At 71.5% G+C, this 20,531-nt stretch carries 21 protein-coding genes; 11 read left to right on the forward strand and 10 right to left on the reverse strand.

Going from position 1 to position 20,531, the window contains the following annotated elements:
- Positions 1–80 precede the first annotated feature (80 nt).
- The 3 genes from JMF97_RS14845 to JMF97_RS14855 all read right to left on the reverse strand — a co-directional run bounded on the left by JMF97_RS14845 (position 81) and on the right by JMF97_RS14855 (position 2,945).
- Positions 81–485: an Asp23/Gls24 family envelope stress response protein gene (locus JMF97_RS14845; protein ID WP_203222120.1), complete on the reverse strand. Its 405-nt coding sequence runs from the start codon at positions 483–485 to the stop codon at positions 81–83.
- Between the two features lie 200 nt (positions 486–685).
- Positions 686–1,621 (reverse strand): methylmalonyl Co-A mutase-associated GTPase MeaB, encoded by a 936-nt coding sequence (gene meaB, locus JMF97_RS14850; RefSeq protein ID WP_013735602.1) that lies wholly within the window; start codon positions 1,619–1,621, stop codon positions 686–688.
- A 127-nt stretch (positions 1,622–1,748) separates the two neighbouring features.
- Positions 1,749–2,945 (reverse strand): acetyl-CoA C-acetyltransferase, encoded by a 1,197-nt coding sequence (locus JMF97_RS14855; protein ID WP_203222121.1) that lies wholly within the window; start codon positions 2,943–2,945, stop codon positions 1,749–1,751.
- A 61-nt stretch (positions 2,946–3,006) separates the two neighbouring features.
- Here JMF97_RS14855 and mce point away from each other — a divergent pair, with 61 nt between their 5' ends.
- From mce to JMF97_RS14870, 3 genes are all read left to right on the forward strand, one after another.
- Positions 3,007–3,489 carry a methylmalonyl-CoA epimerase gene (gene mce / locus JMF97_RS14860; protein WP_203222122.1) on the forward strand — a complete coding sequence of 161 codons (483 nt, stop codon included), beginning with the start codon at positions 3,007–3,009 and terminating at the stop codon, positions 3,487–3,489.
- Positions 3,490–4,054: 565 nt separating this feature from the next.
- Complete coding sequence (locus tag JMF97_RS14865; protein ID WP_013735605.1) at positions 4,055–5,323, forward strand: DivIVA domain-containing protein; 1,269 nt, start codon at positions 4,055–4,057, stop codon at positions 5,321–5,323.
- A 171-nt stretch (positions 5,324–5,494) separates the two neighbouring features.
- On the forward strand, positions 5,495–7,753 hold the full coding sequence (locus JMF97_RS14870) for a coiled-coil domain-containing protein (protein ID WP_203222123.1): 2,259 nt from the start codon (positions 5,495–5,497) through the stop codon (positions 7,751–7,753).
- Positions 7,754–7,772: 19 nt separating this feature from the next.
- Here the strand turns inward: JMF97_RS14870 and JMF97_RS14875 are convergent, their stop codons facing one another.
- Positions 7,773–8,036: a hypothetical protein gene (locus tag JMF97_RS14875; protein WP_203222124.1), complete on the reverse strand. Its 264-nt coding sequence runs from the start codon at positions 8,034–8,036 to the stop codon at positions 7,773–7,775.
- 407 nt (positions 8,037–8,443) lie between these two features.
- On the opposite strand from JMF97_RS14875, the gene JMF97_RS14880 reads away from it, so the two are divergent.
- Together JMF97_RS14880 and JMF97_RS14885 are read left to right on the forward strand one after the other, a co-directional pair.
- A complete protein-coding gene (locus JMF97_RS14880) occupies positions 8,444–9,244 on the forward strand; it encodes a helix-turn-helix domain-containing protein (protein WP_203222125.1) in 801 nt (266 codons plus the stop codon).
- The gene (locus tag JMF97_RS14885; RefSeq protein ID WP_203222126.1) at positions 9,235–9,417 is read left to right on the forward strand and encodes a DUF397 domain-containing protein; all 183 of its coding nucleotides are present in this window, start codon (positions 9,235–9,237) and stop codon (positions 9,415–9,417) included. The genes JMF97_RS14880 and JMF97_RS14885 overlap by 10 nt, the downstream gene beginning before the upstream one ends.
- A 140-nt stretch (positions 9,418–9,557) precedes the next feature.
- On the opposite strand, the gene JMF97_RS14890 is transcribed toward JMF97_RS14885, so the two are convergent.
- From JMF97_RS14890 to JMF97_RS14910, 5 genes are all read right to left on the reverse strand, one after another.
- Positions 9,558–10,367 (reverse strand): alpha/beta hydrolase, encoded by an 810-nt coding sequence (locus JMF97_RS14890; protein ID WP_203222127.1) that lies wholly within the window; start codon positions 10,365–10,367, stop codon positions 9,558–9,560.
- A gap of 65 nt (positions 10,368–10,432) precedes the next feature.
- Complete coding sequence (locus tag JMF97_RS14895; RefSeq protein ID WP_203222128.1) at positions 10,433–10,759, reverse strand: Rv1322 family protein; 327 nt, start codon at positions 10,757–10,759, stop codon at positions 10,433–10,435.
- 75 nt (positions 10,760–10,834) lie between these two features.
- Positions 10,835–12,463, reverse strand: coding sequence for a 3-hydroxyacyl-CoA dehydrogenase family protein (locus JMF97_RS14900; protein WP_203222129.1), 1,629 nt, complete (start codon positions 12,461–12,463; stop codon positions 10,835–10,837).
- Between the two features lie 86 nt (positions 12,464–12,549).
- On the reverse strand, positions 12,550–13,608 hold the full coding sequence (locus tag JMF97_RS14905; protein WP_203222130.1) for an alpha/beta fold hydrolase: 1,059 nt from the start codon (positions 13,606–13,608) through the stop codon (positions 12,550–12,552).
- A 130-nt stretch (positions 13,609–13,738) separates the two neighbouring features.
- Entirely contained in the window at positions 13,739–14,185 is a 447-nt protein-coding gene (locus tag JMF97_RS14910) for an FHA domain-containing protein (RefSeq protein ID WP_203222131.1), read from the reverse strand.
- Positions 14,186–14,404: 219 nt separating this feature from the next.
- Between JMF97_RS14910 and JMF97_RS14915 the strand changes: the two genes are divergently transcribed.
- A complete protein-coding gene (locus JMF97_RS14915) occupies positions 14,405–15,907 on the forward strand; it encodes an aldehyde dehydrogenase family protein (RefSeq protein WP_203222132.1) in 1,503 nt (500 codons plus the stop codon).
- 12 nt (positions 15,908–15,919) lie between these two features.
- Here the strand turns inward: JMF97_RS14915 and nucS are convergent, their stop codons facing one another.
- Positions 15,920–16,579: an endonuclease NucS gene (gene nucS / locus JMF97_RS14920; protein ID WP_203222133.1), complete on the reverse strand. Its 660-nt coding sequence runs from the start codon at positions 16,577–16,579 to the stop codon at positions 15,920–15,922.
- A gap of 71 nt (positions 16,580–16,650) precedes the next feature.
- On the opposite strand from nucS, the gene JMF97_RS14925 reads away from it, so the two are divergent.
- The 5 genes from JMF97_RS14925 to JMF97_RS14945 all read left to right on the forward strand — a co-directional run bounded on the left by JMF97_RS14925 (position 16,651) and on the right by JMF97_RS14945 (position 20,521).
- Positions 16,651–17,271 (forward strand): DUF4126 domain-containing protein, encoded by a 621-nt coding sequence (locus JMF97_RS14925; RefSeq protein WP_203222427.1) that lies wholly within the window; start codon positions 16,651–16,653, stop codon positions 17,269–17,271.
- A 104-nt stretch (positions 17,272–17,375) separates the two neighbouring features.
- The gene (locus JMF97_RS14930; RefSeq protein ID WP_307816919.1) at positions 17,376–18,320 is read left to right on the forward strand and encodes a polysaccharide deacetylase family protein; all 945 of its coding nucleotides are present in this window, start codon (positions 17,376–17,378) and stop codon (positions 18,318–18,320) included.
- 81 nt (positions 18,321–18,401) lie between these two features.
- Complete coding sequence (locus JMF97_RS14935; protein WP_203222134.1) at positions 18,402–18,701, forward strand: DUF1540 domain-containing protein; 300 nt, start codon at positions 18,402–18,404, stop codon at positions 18,699–18,701.
- A gap of 126 nt (positions 18,702–18,827) precedes the next feature.
- Positions 18,828–19,676, forward strand: a complete 849-nt coding sequence (locus tag JMF97_RS14940) for an ABC transporter ATP-binding protein (RefSeq protein WP_203222135.1) — start codon at positions 18,828–18,830, stop codon at positions 19,674–19,676.
- Positions 19,673–20,521 carry an ABC transporter permease gene (locus JMF97_RS14945; protein WP_013735623.1) on the forward strand — a complete coding sequence of 283 codons (849 nt, stop codon included), beginning with the start codon at positions 19,673–19,675 and terminating at the stop codon, positions 20,519–20,521. The genes JMF97_RS14940 and JMF97_RS14945 overlap by 4 nt, the downstream gene beginning before the upstream one ends.
- The last annotated feature ends 10 nt before the right edge of the window (positions 20,522–20,531 follow it).

Here is a 20,531-nt window from a genome sequence, read left to right on the forward strand (position 1 = left end):
TCCTTGAAGACTGCACGTCGAGTGTAGAACTCTTCCTGAACGATCGATAAGGAAGTTCGTACCGGACGGTAACTGTGCCCTCAGCTCGCCGGACCCCCGATGGCCACGTCGTCCACCCGGATGTTGATCTCGTCGACCCGCAGCCCGTACGCCTCGATCGCCTGGGTGACCCCGACCCGCACCGCGGTGGTCACCTCGGGCACCGGATGCCCCGCGTCGGTCACGATGACCAGGTTGACCACGGCCGCACCATTGGTGACGTGGGCCGAGCAGCCCCGGCGGGCGTCACCCACCTGGTCGAGCCCCACCCGGTCGAGCACCGCGTTGAAGAACCGGGCGACGTCCCCGCCCAACTCGACCACACCCGGCACCGCCTTCGCCGCGGCCACCGCGATCTTCTCCACCACCTCGTCCGAGATGTCCGTACGACCACCCGCCACCGCATCCGGCGTCATCGGCATCTCCTGCGTCATCTCGTGATCCACGCTCACTCCCCGCACGCATCCACCACCCGCCCACCGCGAGCCCCTGCGAGCCTAACCGCCCCCCTCCCTCCGCAGTGGACACCTCACCACCCCACCTCCCCCCGCGATCTTGCACTTCTGGTCGCCGAAAAGTCCCCTTTAAGCCTTATGCCGAGACAGCAAGTGCATGATCGACGGCGAAAAAGGGGTGGGGTGGGGGGCTAGCGGGTGAGTTGGGTGAGGAGGGTGTTGGCGGCGGCGTAGGGGTCGGTGGCGCCGGCGGCCACCTCGGCGGCCAGCGCCGGCAGTTGCGTACCGTCACGCAGGGAGCCGATCCGGGCGCGGAGCACGCCCAGCGCGATGGCCTCGATCTCGGCGGCGGCCCGCGCCTCCCGGCGACGGCGCAGCTCGTCGTGCTCGACCAGCCAGCCCCGGTGCTTGTCGATCGCCGCGGCGATGTCGTCGACGCCCTCGCCACGGACGGCCACCGCACGTACCACCTGCGGGCGCCACTCGCCCGGCCCGCGCTCACCGAGAGCGATCATGCCCTGGATGTCGCGGACCGTGGCGTCGGCACCGTCCCGATCGGCCTTGTTGACCACGAAGACGTCAGCGATCTCCAGGATGCCGGCCTTCACCGCCTGGATCGCGTCACCCATCCCCGGCGCGAGCAGCACCAACGTGGTGTCGGCCAGCGAGGCCACCTCGACCTCGGCCTGCCCGACCCCGACGGTCTCCACCAGCACCACGTCGCAGCCGGCACCCTCCAGCACGCGTACCGCCTGGGGTGTCGCCGCCGACAGGCCGCCGAGATGTCCACGGCTGGACATCGAGCGGATGTAGACCCCCGGGTCGGTGGCGTGATCCTGCATCCGTACCCGGTCGCCGAGAATCGCCCCACCGGTGAACGGGCTGGACGGGTCGATGGCGAGCACCCCGACCCGGCGACCCCGGGCCCGCAGGGCGCGTACCAACTCGTTGGTGGTGGTCGACTTGCCCACCCCCGGCGAACCGGTCAGGCCCACGACCTGGGCCTGACCGGCGTACGGCGCAAGCGCCGCCGCGATCGCCGGCAGCGTCTCGTCGCCCGACTCGACAAGCGTGATCAACCGGGCCACCGCGCGATGGTCACCCGCCCGAGCCCGATCAACAAGCATCGGTACGTCCCGACTACGGCGCACCGACCCGCTGACCGCAGCCGCCGCCCCGCCCTTCGACTCGCTACTCACACCACCACCTCGGTTCGCGACTGCGGGGCTCGCAAAACCGGCTCACTCCTCGCGCTCACGGAGCCTCGGCGGGGGCGGGGACGTGGATGATCAACGCGTCGCCCTGGCCGCCACCACCGCAGAGCGCTGCCGCGCCGGTACCGCCGCCGCGCCGCTTGAGCTCCAGCGCGAGGGTGAGCACCAGGCGGGCGCCGGACATGCCGATCGGGTGGCCCAGCGCGATCGCGCCGCCGTTGACGTTGACCTTGTCCGCGCTGACCCCGAGGTCACGGATGGACTGGATGCCGACCTGCGCGAACGCCTCGTTGATCTCGATCAGGTCGAGATCGGAAACGGTCAGCCCGCCCTTGCGCAGGGCGTGCTGGATCGCGTTGGACGGCTGCGAGTGCAGCGAATTGTCGGGGCCGGCGACGTTGCCGTGCGCCCCGATCTCCGCCAGCCAGGTCAGGCCCAGCTCCTTGGCCTTCGCCTTGCTCATCACGACCACCGCGGCGGCACCGTCGGAGATCGGCGACGAGCTGCCCGCGGTGATGGTGCCGTCCTTCGCGAACGCCGGGCGCAGCTTCGCCAGGGACTCGGCGGTGGTGTCCGGGCGGATGCCCTCGTCCTCGCTGATCACCAGCGGGTCACCCTTGCGCTGCGGGATGACCACCGGAGTGATCTCGTCGGCGAAGTGACCGTTCTTCTGGGCGGCGGCGGCGCGCTGGTGGCTGGCCGCGGCGAACTCGTCCTGCTCCTGCCGGGTGATGCCGCGCGTGCTGCCGTGCCGCTCGGTGGACTCCCCCATGGCGCAGCAGTCCCAGGCGTCGGTCAGCCCGTCGAGCGCCATGTGGTCCTTGAGCGTCACGTCGCCGTACTTGTAACCACCGCGCTGGCCGAGCAGCAGGTGCGGGGCGTTGGTCATCGACTCCATGCCGCCGGCCACCACGACGTCGAACTCGCCCGCCCGGATCAGCTGGTCGGCCAGGGCGATCGCGTCCAGGCCGGAGAGGCAGACCTTGTTGATACTCAGCGCCGGTACGGCCATCGGGATGCCCGCCTCCACGGCCGCCTGGCGGGCCGGCATCTGCCCGGCACCGGCCTGGAGCACCTGACCCATGATCACGTACTGCACCTGGTCGGGCGCGACTCCGGCCCGCTCCAGGGCCGCCGAGATGGCGATGCCACCCAACTTCGTCGCCGGTAGGTCCTTGAGGTTGCCCAGCAGGCGCCCCATCGGGGTCCGCGCGCCGCTGACGATCACCGAAGCCATACCTGCCTCCGAGGGGGGTGCCGACCGTACGCCTTAACGATTGTTCGGTCAGACTAGCGTCATGCCTGAGAACTCCCCCGTCGAGCCCGCTGCCGACTATGTCACAGACATCGGCCTACGACGCATCGACCATGTCGGGATCGCCGTGGCTGACCTCGACGCCGCGATCGACTTCTACACCCGGACGTTCGGCATGCGATGCGTACACACCGAGACGAACACCGAGCAGGGCGTACGGGAGGCGATGCTGGCGGTCGGGCCGACCACGGAGGGTGGCTGCCTGCAACTGCTCGCCCCGCTGACCCCGGAGTCGACCATCGCGAAGTTCCTCGACCGCAACGGTCCGGGCGTGCAGCAGGTGGCGTACACCGTGACGGACGTCGACGCGGCCTGTGCGGCGCTACGCGACCGTGGCCTGCGCCTGCTGTACGACACCCCCCGGCGAGGCACCGCGGGCTCGCGGATCAACTTCATCCACCCCAAGGACGCCGGCGGCGTCCTGGTCGAACTCGTCGAACCCGCCCCCCACTCCCCCACCGCTTGACCCCATCCCCGTGGGTCCAGCCCGCCGACACCGAGCGACCCGCCGACATCCGCAGCCCGGGCCAGCGGGCGGGGTCAGTTCCACTCCGACAGGCAGGCCGCCCAGACAGAAGGGCGGGCCACCCAAGCCGACGCAGGCAAGATCGCGCTCGATCCGGGATCGAGTGGCCTCACACCCCACTCAAGCCACTCAATCCCGGATCGAGTGGCCACCACCCCGACCCGTCGCCGTATTCATCGACGGGCGTGAGGTGATCGAGTGGGGGTGCCCGCCCTGGCCTGACGGACGAGCCGTCGATGGCCTTTCGGTGAACGCGCAATGGTTTTCCCCGTCCCGGAGCGGCGACCATTCGCGCGGGGCGCAGCGCCCGGAAAGAAAAGCAGTGGGCGGATGGCTTCGATGCCATTTTCACGTCACGCTGCGTACCGTCGGGCTCCTCCCCGAACTGGCAAGATCGCCCGTCGGCGCGGGGTTCCGGTGACCCTACGAGTTGACCATGTAAAGAGGACGGCAAAGGGCGGCCCGCTCTTGCGAAGCACCCCGGGGGGTCTGCCAGTATGTCCCAATGCCCCAGCAGCAGTCCTCCCCTCTCGCGTTCTTCGATAACGCGAACTCGCAGCCAGATTTCACGGTTGGCCTGCGCGGATACAACACCGGTCAGGTCGATGACTTCATCGGCCGGCTGAACGCCGCGCTGAGCCAGGCCAACAAGGACCGCGCCGACGCCGAGCAGGCGCTCAACGACGCCCAGCGCCGGCTCCGCCAGTCCGAGCAGCGGCTCACCGCCTTGGAGCAGAAGCTCACCGACACCAGCAAGCAGCTTGAGGAGAACAGCCGCCCCACGCTGTCCGGCCTCGGCACCCGGGTCGAGCAGATCCTCCGGCTCGCCGAGGAGCAGGCCAACGACCACCGCAACGAGGCCAAGCGCGAGTCGGAGGGGATCCTCTCCGCCGCCCGCCTGGAGGCGCGGGAGATCACCGACAAGGCGCGGGCCGAGGCGGCGGCGATGAAGGCCACCGCCGAGCGGGAGGCCGGCAACCTCCGTACCGCCGCCGAGCGGGAGGCCGCCGAGGTCCGGGTCCAGGCTCGCCGGGAGGCCGACACGCTGCGTGCCGACGCCGAGCGCGAGACCAAGCAGCTACGTACGGTGACCGCCCACGAGGTGGCCGAGCTGAAGTCGACCGTCGAGCGGGAGGTCGCCACCCTGCGCGCCACCGCTGAGCGCGAGATCACTCAGCAGCGGGCCAAGGCCGCCCGCGAGGCCGAGGAGAAGCGCGCCGAGGCGACCAAGCTGCTGACCGACGCCCGCGACAAGCGCGACAAGGACCTCCAGGCCCTGGAGCTCCAGCTCGCCGAGCGGCGGGAGAAGGCCGAGCGCGAGGAGTCGGAGCGGCACGCCGCCCAGGTCGCGCAGACCCAGAAGCTGGTCGGCGAGGCCGAGCAGCGGGCCCGCGCCGCGCAGGAGCGCGCCAAGGAGATCGAGCAGCGCGCCGAGGCGCGGCGGGTGGAGTCGGAGCGCAACGCGACCGAGACCATCGAGAAGGCCAAGGCGCTCGCGGACCGTACGCTCAACGAGGCCCGCGCCGAGTCGCAGCGCCTGCTCAGCGAGGCCCGCACCGAGGCCGAGCTGACCACCCAGGCGGCGCGCCGGGAGGTCGAGGACCTCACCCGGCAGAAGGACGCGGTCACCTCGCAGCTCGGGCAGATGCTCTCCGGCCTGGCCGGCATCGTCCCGGGTGTCCCCAACAACGCCGCCCCGGCCGAGAAGCCGGCGGCCACGGCCAAGCCGGCGGACGACGCCGAGAAGAAGGTGGCCGCGGACACGTCCAGCTGACACGACACCGGGGCATGATCAACGACGCGGGGTGACACCGGGTGACCGGCGACACCCCGCGTCGCCCTGCCTTGAGAACACAGAGCACAGCCCACCTGTGTGGGTGAAGTAGCTCCCAACAGGGGCGTCCGTATCGCCCCAGGAGGGCCCGATGCGTGTGAGGATGGGTGCATGTCGCACGGCGAGGAACTGTTCGCTCTCGGCGGGGACGTGACCACGGAGCCCAGCTTCGAGTCCGCCCTGCGGGGGTACGACAAACGACAGGTCGAGAAGTACGTCGCTCGTGCCGAGCACGAGATCGCGGCGCTGGAGGCCGAGCGGGAGCAGGCCTTCGCCCAGATCCACAAGCTGGCCGGTCAGGTCGAGGTGCTCCAGCGCGATCTGGCTGCGGTGCGCAAGCAGGCCGCTGTGGTCGACCGGGCCGCGTTCCGGCATCTCGGGCCGCGCGTCGAGCAGATCCTGGCGCTGGCCGAGGAGCAGGCCGAGGACATCCTCGCCGTCGCGAACGAGGAGATCGAGGCCCGCCGGGCCGCCGCCGAGCACATCATCGACGAGGCGCGGGCCGAGGCCGCCGAGGCGCTCAAGGACTTCGAGATCGCCCTGGCCGCCCGCCGGGCCGAGGAGGAACGGCAGGCCGCGGCTCGCCGGGCCGAGTCCGAGGCGGCCAGCAAGGCGGCCAAGGAGGAGGCCGCCCGGCTGCGCAAGAGCGCCCAGGAGGCGTTGGCCAAGGCCGAGCAGGAGGCCACGCAGCTACGGGACGCCGCCAAGGAGATCCACCAGCGGGCCCAGCAGGAGGCGACCAAGCTACGCGAGGCGGCCCGCGAGGCGCACGCCACCGCCCAGCAGGAGGCGACCCAGCTGCGCGAGGCGGCCAAGGAGGTGCACGCCAAGGCCCAGCAGGAGGCCAAGCGCCTGGTCGACCAGGCCACCGAGGCCGGGCGGGCCACCCACGCCAAGGCCAGCCAGGAAGCCAAGCAGATCATCGACGACGCCGCCGAGGCCGGCCGGGCCGCCCGCAACAAGGCCCGCCAGGAGGCCGAGCGGCTGACCACCCAGGCCACCGAGGCGGCCAAGCGCACCCGCGCCGAAACCGAGGCGTACGCACAGCGCATGCGTAACGAGACCGAGGCGTACGTCCAGCACACGCGCGCCCAGGCGCAGCAGGAGCTGGGCGCCTGGCGGGCCGGGGTGGAGAAGGAGGTCAACGGCCGACGCGAGGCGGCGGACCGCGAACTGGCGCAGCGCAAGGCGGCCGCCGAACGCGAGTTCACCAGCCGTCGCGACGAGTTGGATCGGCAGCACCAGGCTCGCACGGTCGAGTTGGAGCAGCGGCTCAGCGCTCGTACCGCCAAGCTTGAGGAGCAGATCCGCACCCGTACCGCCGAGCTGGAGTCCGGCTTCGAGACGCGCCGCGCGGAGCTGGAGTCGGAGTACACCGCGCGCAAGAACGAGATCGAGCAGGGGGCGGACCAGATCCGCCAGGCCGCCGAGCAGGACGCCGCCGCCGTCCGCGCCCGGGCCGAGGAACAGGCCGGTGAGCTGGTACGGCAGGCCGAGACCGACACAGCCGAGCAGCGCCGCGCCGCCGAGGAGTACGCCACCGACACCCGGCGCGAGGCCGAGGAGTTCGCCACCAACGCCCGGCGCGAGGCCGACGAGTACGTCGCCTCCTCCCGTCGACAGTTCGAGGAGTACGCGGCCACCACCCAGCAGCACCTGGCCACCACCCAGCAGCATCTCGCCGCGACGCAGCAGGAGGCGGCGGCGAGCCGGCAGCAGCTCGCCCAGGTGATGCTGGAGATCGCCAAGGCTCAGCAGCAGCTCGCCGACCTGCGTCAGGAGACCTGGAAGTCCCGGCAGGAGTCCGACGAGTTGCAGCGCAAGCTGCTGGAACTGCGGCTGGAGGCAGCCACGACTCCGGACGGCCCGACGTCACCGGCCCCGGCCGGCTCGTCCTCGCCCGCTGCCGCGCCGTCCCCCGCCACCGTCGCCCGTACGGTGGACGGCCCTTCGGTCAACGGCGGTTCTCCTGCCAACGGCACCCCGGTCGCCGTGCCCGCCGAGGCACCGGTCAACGGCCACCGACCTGCCCTGGAAACGGCCGACGGCGGCGATCTGACCGCCGACGGCGCAGGCTCGATGACACCGGCCGCCGACGGCGCGGGCCCGGTGACGAAGCCGGCCGCCGAGCCGGTGACCACCGTGGACGATTCGCCCACGGCGAAGCCGGTGGTCGAACCGGCCACCGTCGACGGCGGCACGGCCAGCGCGGGCGTGGACGGCGAACCCACGGTTGCCGCAGTGCCCGGCACGGGCGGTCGGGGCGCCACCCCGACGAAGATCACCAGCACCGGCGAGGGTGGCAAGCGCCCCAGCAAGCCCACCACCGACGAGCGCAGCGCCAAACCCAGCAAGATCACCTCCGACTGACACCACGCCGGGCTGCCAGTCAGGCGGGTCGTGCTGGTCGGTGGTCAGGCGGGTGTTCGGGCGGTGGGCGGCGGCGTGGGCCCCACGCGAGGAAGCGGTCGAACAGCGCGGCAGGTTCCGGCCCGTCGTACGAGTTGAGTCGGTAGAGGTCGCGCATCGCTTCGTACATCAGGCCGGCGAGATAGATCGACAGACCGACCGGGTTCTGGTCGTACTCCGCTCGCAGCAGGAGCCGGGCCTGTGCACAGGGCCAGGGCTGGCCGTCGGCGCGACAGCACCACATCGGTCGCAGCGGTGTGTGGCGGGTCGCCGCCGGTCGCGCGGGGCGCCGGCACGGCAGGGGCTTCGGGCGCTGGTAGCGGCGAACACGCACGTCGACCTCCGTGAGGGCAGGTTTGGGTGCGTTTCTTGCTGCTCCAGCGACAACAAACGTACCCAGAAGTGGTTGATGAAGGGGCCGCCCACCCGGGGGATGGGTGGGCGGCCCTGGGTGCCCACCGGGGGTGTCGGGGCGACCCGGCCAGGGCCCGCCCGCGCCTTGCTGGCAGCGAGCGTGTCCGGCATGGATGACAGTGTGCTGATCGGAGCACTACTGTCGGAAGTCATCGAGCGTGGTCGTGACGGGCCTGCGCAACCACCGCACCACCGGCAACTGATGAGCGATTCTCGGTACGCGATTGTGGAGGCACTGTGGAGGAAACGACCGCTCACCTGATCCGGTCCCAGTTACACCGGCTGCGCACCACCGCTGGGCTGAGCCAGGAGGAGTTCGGCAAGCTGGTGCACTACTCGCCGTCGATGGTCTCCGCCGTCGAGACCGGCAGCCGACCGTACGATCGGCAGTTGCTCACCCGCGCCGATGAGGTGCTGCGCTCCGGTGGGCTGCTGGTGGCGCTGCTGCGGATCGCCGAGCGTGAGGGGCAGCCGTCCTGGTTCCTGCCCTGGCTGGACGCCGAACGCCTGGCCAGTCAGCTGCGGATCTTTCAGCCCACGCTGATCCCGGCGCTGCTCCAGACCGAGGGGTACGCCCGCGCGGTGATCCGCTGCGACGACCTGCTCACCGACGACGAGGTGGACAAGCGGGTCGCCGCCCGGATGGACCGGCAGGCCATCCTCACCCGGCCGGATCCGCCGCAGCTCATCGCGGTCATCGACGAGACCGTCCTGCACCGGCGGGAGGAACGCTTCCACACCCTGATGATCCACCAGGTCGAGCACCTGATCGCCTGCGCCGAGCGGCCGAGCGTCAGCATCCACGTCATCCCGCTCAGCGTCGGGCTGCACGTAGGGCTCTCCGGCCCGTTCTCGCTGGCCCGGGGCGCGGAAGGAGGCTGGGTAGCGAGCCAGGAGGCTCAGCTGACCGCCCGACCCACCGACGGTGAGTCCGATGTGGCTACCCTGTTGGCACGGTGGGAGACGGTGCGCAACGACGCACTGTCCCGCCAGCAATCGATCGAACTCCTCAAGGAAGTGGCGAAGTCATGGACCTGACCGGCGCGACCTGGCGCACCGCCACCCGCAGTGGAAACACCGACTGTGTCGAGGTGGCCGACAACCTGCCCGACGTGGTGGCGGTCCGCGACAGCAAGGACCGGCAGGGGCCGGTGCTCGCCTTCACCCCGCACACCTGGCAGACCTTCGTCGGTCACCTCAAGCGGCGGTAAACCCGCCACCCGACGTCCGCGCAACCAGACGCACCAGCACCGGCACGGTCGCACCGGCACCCGCACAGCACTGGCACCCGCACAGCACCGGCGCGGTCGCACCGGCACCGGCACCGGCACCGGCACCGGCACGGTCAGGCTCAGTCGGCCTGGCGTTGTGGCGGGCCCGCTACCGGGGTGTCGGCGAAGGCGGCCACCGTGCGATCGGCGTACGCGCTGGCGTCGCCGGTCTCCATCGGGCCGTCCCAGGTGGTCGGCAAGGGTACGGAGACGGCCGGGTTGACCCGCCGGACCACCTCGTCGAGCACGGTTTCGGCGTCACCGACCCAGAGGTGCTTCGCCCCTGGCACCCCGACCACCTCGGCCTGCGGGATCGCCGCGAACCGCTCACGGGCCTGCTCGGGGCGAAGGTAGTCGTCGAACTCCGGCACCAGCGCGGTAAGCGGTTTGCCGGACTCGACCCACGGGGTCAGGTCGGCCGCCTCGGAGAAGCGCAGCGGTGGCGAGAGCAGGATCGCGCCGGTCACCGCCGGGTCGCAGCCGTACTTCAGGGCCAGGTCGGTGCCGAACGACCAGCCGAGCAGCCAGATGTTGGGCAGCTCGTGGAACTCGGCGTACTCGATGGCGGCGGCCACGTCGTAGCGCTCGCCGACGGCCGAGTCGAACGTCCCCTCGCTGGTGCCGCGCACGCTGCTGGTGCCCCGCGTGTTGAACCGCAGCACCGCCACGTCGGCCAGGGCGGGCAGTCGCCAGGCTGCCTTGCGGAACACGTGGCTGTCCATCATCCCGCCGTGGGTGGGCAGCGGATGCAGGCAGACCAGGGTGGCCGCCGGTGGCCGGTCGAGCGGGAGCGCCAGCTCACCGACCAGGCACAGCCCGTCCGCGGTGTGCAGCTCGATGTCTTCCCGTCGACCGGGCAGGATCGACGATGCGCGGATCGGTGCACTCACCCTGTCATCCTCCCGCGTCGCCGCCCACCCTGCTGCCCGAGGTGACAAAGATCGCCCCGCCGGCCTCAGCCGTGCCGGGGTGCGCCGCGTCCGCGCTGGATGACCGGTGCCCGGCGGTCGCGGGCCCGCCAGCACCCGCTGTGCCAGTGCCGCCGGTCGGTGAGATCGCCACGCCCGTCGGCAGGCCAGGCGACCAGGTGCGCCACACCAGGCCGGATCTCCTGGTCACAACCGGGACAACGGTACGTCTTGACCGACGAACCGCCGCTGATCCCCCGTACCTGCCAGTCGCCGTCGCGCCACTGCTGCACCGAGGCGACGCCCTGTCGGGCCCGCTCGGTGTCCAGGCGCTCGACGTCGTCGCGGCGGGGACGGTTACGACGGGGGCTCACGTCATCCAGCGTACGACCGCAGTGGCGGCAGCCCCTGGTTGAGGTGCGCCGCCGGTGGCCACGAGGTGCCCGCCGTCAGCCGCGGAAGGGGCGGCCGGCGGTCACCAACTGCTCCAGCAGGGGCGCCGGGGCGAGACCGGGCTCACGCAGTTCGCGGTACAACGCCCGCTGGACGGCCAGCGCCACGTCCAGCCCGATGGTGTCGAGCAGTTCGAACGGGCCGGTCGGGTAGCCGCAGCCCAGCTTCATGGCGTTGTCGATGTCGTCGGTGGTGGAGTAGTCGGCCTCCAGCATCCGTACCGCGTCGTTGAGGTACGGGAACAGCAGCGCGTTGACGATGAACCCGGCCCGGTCCGCGCAGACCACCCCGGTCCTGCCCAGGGCGGCGACGACCGCGCGGGCGGTGGCGGTGGCCTCCGCCGAGGTACGGATCGTCTGGACGATCTCCACCAGCGGGGTGGCCGGGTTGGCGACGTGCAGGCCCACCACGTCGGCCGGGCGTCCGCTGGCCATCGCCAGGTCGATCACCGGCAGCGCGGAGGTGGTGGCGGCCAGCACCGCGCCCGGCTTGCAGACCTCGCCCAGGCCGGCGAAGAGCGTCTTCTTCCCGTCGAGATCGTCGGCCGTCGCCTCGACCACCAGGTCGACGTCGGCCAACCGCGGCAACTCCGCCGCAGAATCGACCGGGACGACCTGGTACCCGGCGGCGGTGAAGGTCTCCACGAGGCCAGCGGCCAAGGTTCCCGAGCCGACCACCCCGACCGTGGTGACGGTTCGCGCGCCGTCGGTCGACGTCGAGGCCGTCGGCGTCAACTCGTCCGCTACGAGCTTGCCGGAACCGGCCCGCTCGTAGGTGTAGAAGCCCCGGCCGGACTTGCGGCCGAGCAGCCCGGCGGTCACCATCTGGCGCAGCAGCGGCACCGGGGCATGCCGACGGTCGCGCCCACCGCGCCGGTACATGGTGTCGAGGATCTCGTACGCGGTGTCCAGGCCGATCAGGTCCAGCAGGGCCAGCGGGCCCATCGGCAGACCGCAGCCGAGCTTCATCGCGGCGTCGATGTCCTCGCGGGTGGCGTAGCGGGCCTCGAACATGCCGATCGCGTGGTTGAGGTATCCGAACAGCAGGGCGTTGGCGATGAACCCGGCCCGGTCGGTGATCGTCACGTCGACCTTGCCGAGGCGTACGCAGAGCGCCTCCACGTCCGCCACCACGTCGGCCGAGGTGACCACCGTACGCACCACCTCGACCAGCTTCATCACCGGCGCGGGGTTGAAGAAGTGCATGCCGATCACCTGGTCGGGCCGGGTGGTCGCCACCGCGATCTCGGTGACGCTCAACGACGAGGTGTTGGTGGCGAGGATGGCCGTCGGCTTGCACACCCGGTCCAAGTCGGCGAAGAGTCGCTGCTTGATGTCGAGTCGCTCGGGAACCGCCTCGATCACCAGGTCCACCGAGTGCAGCGCGTCCAGCCCGACGGCGAAGGTGACCCGGCCGAGCAGGGCGTCCCGGTCGGCCTCGGCGAGCTTGCCCCGCGCCACCGCCCGGTCGGTCGAGCCGGTCAGGTTGGCCCGCCCACGCTCCAGGGCGGCGTCGGAGATCTCCACGGCGACGACGTCGACGCCGTTGCGGGCGAACACCTCGACGATGCCGGCACCCATGGTGCCCAGCCCCACCACGCCCACTCTGGTGAACTCGCGCGCCATGACCCGGGCCTCCCCTGTCGCTCCGCGCGGCCGGGTAGTTAACGGCCGCTAAGGCTATCGGCGCGAGTCTCCCACGCTACGGACGGTCAGCAGGCGTGGGGGCAGAGGGCGAGGAGTTCCGCGACGAACTCCGTCGGTCGCTCAAGGTGTGGGCTGTGCCCGCAGCCGGGCAGAGTCACCTCCCGGTAGCTGCCGCCGGCTGCGGCGTACCGGTCGAGGACGGCGCGGGTCTGGCCCACCATCGGCTGCGGCGGGCACTCCTGCGGCCCGGGCCAGCCGGGCAGCACACCAAGTGCGCCGAGCCGGGCCAGGTCGAACAGGGAGGCGTCCGAGACGATCACGTCGGCGTCGCCCCGGATCCAGGTCACCGGCGGTTTGGGCGTGACCGCCACCAGCTCGTCGGCGATCCGGAAGTGTGCGGGCGCCAGGGCGTTGAGGGTGCCCCGGCGTCCCGGCGCGAAACCGGGCCAGTGCGGCGACGGCACGGCGTCGCCGGGATAGTTGTCAGTGCCCGTGGCGGTGGAGAGCAGGCTGTCGAGCAGCAGTTCCTCGTCGTCGCCGAGCGAGGCCGGGTCGGCCACGTACGCCGAGCGCAGCACGCTGCGCGGGCTGGCGGATGCCGCCGCGTCGCGTTCACCGGCCGCCAACCGCGCCACGAAGTCGGCGTTGGCCGTGCCACCGCCGGTGCCCGCGAAATCCGGGGTGGTCGGAGTGCCGACCAGGTCGCGGGTGCCGCCGAAGCCGTACGGCGACACCGGTGCGGCCAGCAGCAGCCCGCTCACCCGGTCGGGGTGGTCGACCAGCAGGCGCATCGCCACTCCCCCGCCGAGCGAGTGGCCGACCACCACCGGTCGGGCCCCGTCGGCGAAGATGCCCGGCTCGGTGAGCAGGGCGGCCACGTCGTCGGCGAAGTCCGCGAGGCCCCGCCCGGCGTCCACCGGCGCGGTCTGCGTGTCGCCGTACCCGCGCAGATCCAGCGCGACGACCCGCAACGTCTCCGGTAGCCGCCGGATCAGTGGCTCCCAGAAGGCCGCCGAGGCACCGTTGCCGTGGATGAGCAGCACCGGTACCCCGGTGGCGGGGCCGGCCACCCGGACGGCCTGGGAGATTCCGTTCGCGGTCACCCTGCGGTGCTCGGTCTTCATTCGCGCGATGCTGGCAAGCCGCGCCGCACCCGTCAATGTGCCCGTCCCCCACGCCCCGCCCGGGGACGGTGGCGCGGCCCGACGTACCCCTGAGCCACCGGCGAGCAGCACAGGTCGACGGCTGACCTTGCTAGGGCGCGACCGCCGGGGCGGACGTGAGCTGGCCCGGGGCGGCGCCGGCCGGGGCGGTGGGGAGCACCAGCGTGGCGCGCCGTTCCTGCCGGGGCACGCCGAAGCTCAGGCCCACCGGGTCGGTCCGGGCCAGTGCGGGGTCGAAGAAGCGCAGCTCGGTACGGCCGATCAGGATCATGTCGCCGTCGGTGAGGCAGACCGGCCCGGTGGTACGCAGCCCGTTGACCCAGGTGCCGTTGGTGGAGCCGAGATCCAGCAGGGAAACCCCGTCACCGGCCAGCCGGATCTCCGCGTGTCGACGACTCATGTGCGGATCGTGCACGACGATGTCGGCCGACGCGTCCCGGCCGATCACCATCGGCTGGGCACGCAGCCGGAAACTGAGCCCGCGCATCGGGCCGGCGGCCACCGTCAGCATCGGCAGCAGTTGCGGATGTTGCTCCATGGACCGTCAGACCTCCACGCTGTGCGCCATCCCCGACTCAGCCTGCCATCACCTACCGGTCACCTCCACCGCCCATCCGGCCATCGAGCGGTAACCAGCAAGCCACCTTCCGTTCGCCACTTCCACGAATGCCGCCCGTTCGCCCGGCCAGCACCCGTGGCGTGCCACCCGGACGCGGCGTCCTACCGATGAGTAGGTTTCAGGTTTAGACTTCCGGCCATGACGGCTGTGCATCTGCCCGGCACCCCCGTGATCGAGGGCGATCACCTGGTCTCGACCAGCCCGGCAACCGGTGACGAGGCCGGACGACTTCCGCTCGCCACCGTCGCCGACGTCGAGCAGGCCGTCGAGCGGGCCCGTGCCGCCGGGCGCTGGTGGGCCGGGCTCGGCTTTCCCGCCCGACGCGACCGGCTGCTGCGTTGGCGACAGCTGCTCGCCCAGCGGATGGAGCAACTGGCGGAGCTGGTGCACGTCGAGGGCGGCAAGCCGGTCGCCGACGCGATCGTCGAGATCGTCACCGCGGTGGAACACGTCGACTGGGCGGCCCGTAACGCCCGTCGGGTGCTCGGCCCGCGCAAGGTCCGCTCCCGGCTCGTCCTGGCGGAGTTCTCCGCCCACCTGGAGTACCAGCCGCACGGGGTGATCGGCGTCATCGGCCCGTGGAACTATCCGGTCTTCACCCCGATCGGCTCCGCCGCGTACGCGATGGCGGCCGGCAACGCGGTGGTCTTCAAGCCCAGCGAGTACACCCCGCTCGTCGGGCAGTGGCTGGTCGACACCTTCGCCGAGGTGGTGCCGGAGCAGCCGGTCTTCACCGCCGTGCACGGGCTGGGTGACATCGGTGCCGCGCTGTGCCGCAGCGGGGTCGACAAGGTGGCCTTCACCGGCTCCACGGCGACCGCGAAGAAGGTCATGGCGGCCTGTGCCGAGACCCTGACCCCGGTGCTGCTGGAGGCCGGCGGCAAGGACGCGATGATCGTGGACGCCGACGCCGACCTGGACGCCGCCGCCGAGGCGTGTGTCTGGGGCGCGATGACGAACGCCGGGCAGACCTGCATCGGCATCGAGCGGGTCTACGCGGTGGAGCCGGTCTTCGACGCCTTCGTGGCGAAGGTGGTCGAGCGGGCCGGCCGGCTGACCGTCGGCGCGGACGGCGCGGACGTCGGACCGATCACCATGCCGAGCCAGCTCGACGTCATCCGCCGGCACATCACCGACGCGCTGGCCCGGGGCGGACGCGCCGCACTGGGCGGCCCGGATTCGGTCCAGCCGCCGTACGCCCATCCGACGGTGCTGGTGGACGTGCCGGAGGACTCGCTCGCCGTACGCGAGGAGACCTTCGGGCCCACCGTGACCATCAACCGGGTCCGCGACGCCGACGAGGCGCTCGCCCGCGCGAACGCCCTGCCGTACGGTCTCGGGGGTTCGGTCTTCGGCGAGCGACGGGCGGTGGCGATCGCCCGACGCCTGCGCTCCGGCATGGCCTCGATCAACTCGACGCTGACCTTCGCCGGGATGTCCACCCTGCCGTTCGGCGGGGTCGGCGAGTCGGGCTTCGGTCGCATCCACGGCGAGGACGGGCTGCGGGAGTTCGGCCGGGCCAAGGCGATCACCCGCCGGCGGGCCCGCTCGCTGCTGCCGTCCACCACCTTCGACCGGACCCAGGCCGACATCGACCGCCTGGTCAAAGCGGTGAAGCTGCTGTACGCCCGAAAGCCCTAGCAGCCGAAAGCCCTAGAAGAGGGTCAGCTCGTCGCGTTCGATGCCGCGCAGCCGGTCGTAGTTCACCGCGACGCAGCGGATCCCCCGGTCCGTGGCGAGCACCCGGGCCTGCGGCTTGATCTCCTGCGCGGCGAAGACCCCGGCCACCGGGGCGAGCAGCGGGTCGCGGTTGAGCAGTTCGAGGTAGCGGGTGAGCTGCTCCACCCCGTCGATCTCGCCGCGCCGCTTGACCTCGACGGCGACGGTGCCGCCCTTGGCGTCCCGGCAGAGCAGGTCCACCGGGCCGATCGCGGTCATGTACTCCCGGCGGATCAGCGTGAAGCCCTCGCCCAGGGTCTCCGGGTTGGCGGCCAGCAACTCCTGAAGGTGCGCCTCGACACCGTCCTTGCGCAGCCCCGGGTCCACGCCCAGCTCGTAGGAGGTGTCCTGGAAGACCTCCTCCAGGGTGATCCGCAGCTCCTCCCCGGCCTTGTTGACCACCCGCCACACGCCCGGAGCCTCCTCCAGCCGGCAGGGCGGGCTCATCCAGTTCAGGGGCTTGTAGGCCCGGTCGTCGGCGTGGATCGAGACCGATCCGTCCGCCTTGACCATCAGCAGCCGGGTGGCCGGCGGCAGGTGGGCCGAGAGCCGTCCGACATAGTCCACCGAGCACTTCGCAATCACCAACCGCACCCGACGAGGGTAGCGGAGGCACCGCGGATCGCCGCCGAGCGCCACTGGCGTGCCGATGCGATGCTGAGATGGTGCTCGAATTGCTCACCGGTACCGGACTGGCCGCCTCGGCGGGGTTGAACGCGTACATCCCCCTGCTGGTGATGGGGGTGCTGGCCCGCTACACCAGCGTGATCGACCTGCCCGGCGGCTGGCAGTGGCTGGGTAACGGTTGGGTGCTCGCCATCCTCACCGCGCTGCTGGTCGTCGAGTTCGTCGCGGACAAGGTGCCGGTGGTGGACCACGTCAACGACGTGGTGCAGACGGTGGTCCGGCCGACCGCGGGCGGCCTGGCCTTCGGTGCCGGCTCGGCCGCCGAGACGGTGACGGTCAGCGATCCCGACAGCTTCTTCGCCGGTGGCGGCCAGTGGTTGCCGGTGCTGGCCGGAGTGGTCATCGCCCTCGGCATCCACCTGCTCAAGTCCGCCGCCCGACCGGTCATCAACGCGGCCACGGCCGGTGTCGGTGCCCCGGTGGCGAGCACCGCCGAGGACGCCACAAGCGTGGTGATGTCCCTCGTCGCGATCATCCTGCCGGTGCTGGTGCTGGTGTTCCTGGTCGCCCTCGTGCTCTTCCTGCCCTGGTTCCTGCGCCGTCGAGCGGAGCGCCGCCGGGAACGCCGGGCCGCCCGCGAGGCCGGCTTCCGCGTCTGACCTGGGCGCGCCCGCCTGGGCGTACGCGCGGCCCCGCCGACCCGCCCCGGGCGCTGCCGGGCCGGATGATGTTGGCCGCCGGGCGCGGTTGACATCATCCTCCGGTGTCCGTGAAGACTTCCCGCGTTCCGCTCGTGGCGACGCTCGCCGCCGTCGTCGGCGCCCTCACCCTGCTGGCCGTCCTGAACCCGCTGCGCCAGCCCGACGGTGCCGACCTCGGGCCGCAGTCCTCGGGCGCGAGGTTCGTCGAGGCGGAGGTGGGTGCCGGTGACCGGCCCGAGGCGTCGGCGACCCCGTCGAGCGTGTCGTCCACCCCGTCGGCCGGGGCGCTGCCCGGTGCCACCGACGCGCTGCCCGGGGCGACCCGGACCGACGCGCTGCCTCCGGTGGTCGACCACGGCCCCCGCCGGGGCAACAAGGTGGCGCTGACCTTCGACGCGGACATGACCGACGCGATGCGACGGCAGATGCGCGGCGGCGCCGGCACGTCGTACGCCAATCTGAAGATCATCGACCGGCTGGAGCAGGAGGGTGTCCCGGCCACCTTCTTCCTCACCGGCATGTGGGTGGAGCAGTACCCGGACGTGACCCGGCGGCTGGCCGACAACCCGAGGTTCGAGTTGGCCAACCACACCTACGGGCACCATGCCTTCACCGCGGACTGCTACGGACTGCCCCGCATCGCCCCCCGGAAGATGACCGCCGACGTCGCCCGTACCTTCGACCTCGTCAGCGCCTACGGCGGTCGACAGACCCGGTACTTCCGGTTCCCCGGGCTCTGCCACGACCGGGCGGCGCTGACCGCACTCGCCCCGCTCGGCCTCACCGTCGTCGACGGCGACGTGGTCAGCGGTGACCCGTTCGCCACGGCCTGGCAGCCGATCGTGCGGGCCGTGCTGGACCAGGTACGCCCCGGCTCGGTGATCGTCCTGCACGTGACCGAGGCCAACGCGCCGATGACCGACGAGGCGCTGCCGCACATCCTGGCGGGTCTCGCCGAACGAGGTCTCGAACCGGCCCTGCTCTCCGAGGTGCTCGCGACGGGCTAGGTCGGTGGCCGGATCCCGCGAACCGGACCGCGCAGATCTCCCAGATGCCTAAAATCAGGCAAATACCTAGAGGAGGTCGCGATGACCGCAGCCTTGGAAATGCCGCGCGTCCAGGAGTGCGTGGTGGCCGCCTGTGCGTACAACCACACGAACGACTGCCACGCCTTCGCCATCACGATCGGCAGCATGGACCACGCCCACTGCCACACGTTCGTCGAGATGCCGACCATCCGGGCCGGCGCGGACGGCCAGAAGGCGCAGGTCGGCGCCTGCAAGCGGGCCGACTGCCAGCACAACGTGCAGTTGGAGTGCCAGGCACCCGCGATCCGGGTCGGCCCCGACGCCGACATGGCCGACTGCATGACCTACACCCGCCGCTGAGCGGTAAGGAAGGGCCCCCTGTTAACGCCTCCGGTAGAGCAAGGGGCCCTTCTTAACACCTCGGGTGGTGGAAACCACCACCCCCGACGCAGCTGACCTGCTGGCACGGGTCGCACACTTGACGTCATGAGTGACGACGTGGCGATCCACGTTCGGGGACTGCGCAAGGCGTACGGCGACAACGTCGCGGTGGCCGGGTTGGACCTGGACGTTCACCGGGGCGAGGTGTTCGCCCTGCTGGGGCCGAACGGCGCCGGCAAGAGCACCACCGTGGAAATCCTCGAAGGCTACCGGCACCGCGACGCCGGTGAGGTGCGGGTGCTCGGCGTCGACCCGACCGCAGCCACCCCGCAGTGGCGGGCCCGGGTGGGCATCGTGCTCCAGGGCACCGGCGAATTCGACGAGCTGACCGTCGCCGAGGTGGTACGCCATTTCGCCGCCTTCTACCCCGACGCCGACGACCCGGACAAGGTGATCGCCCGCGTCGGCCTGGCCGGCAAGGCCCGCGCCCGTACGCACACCCTCTCCGGCGGGCAGAAGCGCCGACTGGACGTCGCGCTGGGCATCATCGGCCGCCCCGAACTGCTCTTCCTCGACGAGCCGACCACCGGTTTCGACCCGGAGGCCCGCCGCGAGTTCTGGGAGCTGATCCGCGACCTCGCCGCGGCCGGCACCACGATCGTGCTCACCACGCACTACCTCGACGAGGCCGAGGCGCTCGCCGACCGGGTCGGTGTCATCACCGGCGGCCGACTGGTCGAGGTGGCCCCACCCACCAGCCTGGGCAACCGGCAGGAGGCCCTGGCCACGGTCTCCTGGCGTACGCCGGAAGGCACCCTGGAGAGCGCGCAGAGCGCGACGCCGACGGCGCTGGTGACGGAGTTGGCCGCGCGATTCGGCGGCGAGGTGCCCGGCCTGACCGTCACCCGGCCCACCCTCGAAGACATCTACCTGCGGATGATCGGACACCGATGACCACCACGACGAAGCCGGCGGCCCCGGTCGCCGCCGCCGCGCCCGCCCGCCGGCCGGGGCCGGCCAGTCTCGCCCTGCGTCAGGGACGGATGGAGATCCGGCAGTTCCTGCGCAGCCGGGAGTCCGTGGTCTTCACGCTCGGCTTCCCGATCATCATGGTGCTGATCTTCGCGTCGATCTTCGACGGCGATCTCGGCAACGGGGTGAGCTACACGCAGTACTTCATCACCGGCATGATCGCGACCGGTCTGATGACCGTCAGCTTCCAGAACCTCGGCATCTGGATCCCCATCGAGCGGGACCGGGGCGTGCTCAAGCGCTACCGGGGCACGCCGATGCCGAAGTGGGTCTGGTTCGCCGGCAAGGTGATCATGGTGCTGGTGACCGGCGTGGTGATGACCGCGCTGCTGCTCGGCGTCTCGGTGGCCCTGTTCGACCTGGATCTGCCGAGCACCGCCTCGGCGTGGCTCACCTTCGGCTGGGTCAGCGCGCTGGGCATCACCGCCTGCACGCTGTGCGGCATCGCCATCTCGTCGCTGGCCCGTACCGCGCGCAGCGGCTCGGCGGTGGTCACCCCGATCGCCCTGGTGCTCCAGTTCATCTCCGGGGTGTTCTTCGTCTTCACCAACCTGCCGACCTGGATGCAGCAGGTGGCGGCCATCTTCCCGCTCAAGTGGATGTGCCAGGGGCTGCGGGCGGTCTTCCTGCCGGAGAGCTTCGGCGCCAACGAGCCGGGCGGGTCCTTCGAGCTGACCCGGGTCGCGCTGGTGCTGGGCCTGTGGTGCGTAATCGGCCTGGTGCTCTGCCTGACCACCTTCCGCTGGACCACCCGCCGCGACGGCTGAGCTGTGCGGA

Source organism: Micromonospora fiedleri, from assembly GCF_016774385.1.
GTDB classification, from domain to species: domain Bacteria; phylum Actinomycetota; class Actinomycetes; order Mycobacteriales; family Micromonosporaceae; genus Micromonospora; species Micromonospora gifhornensis.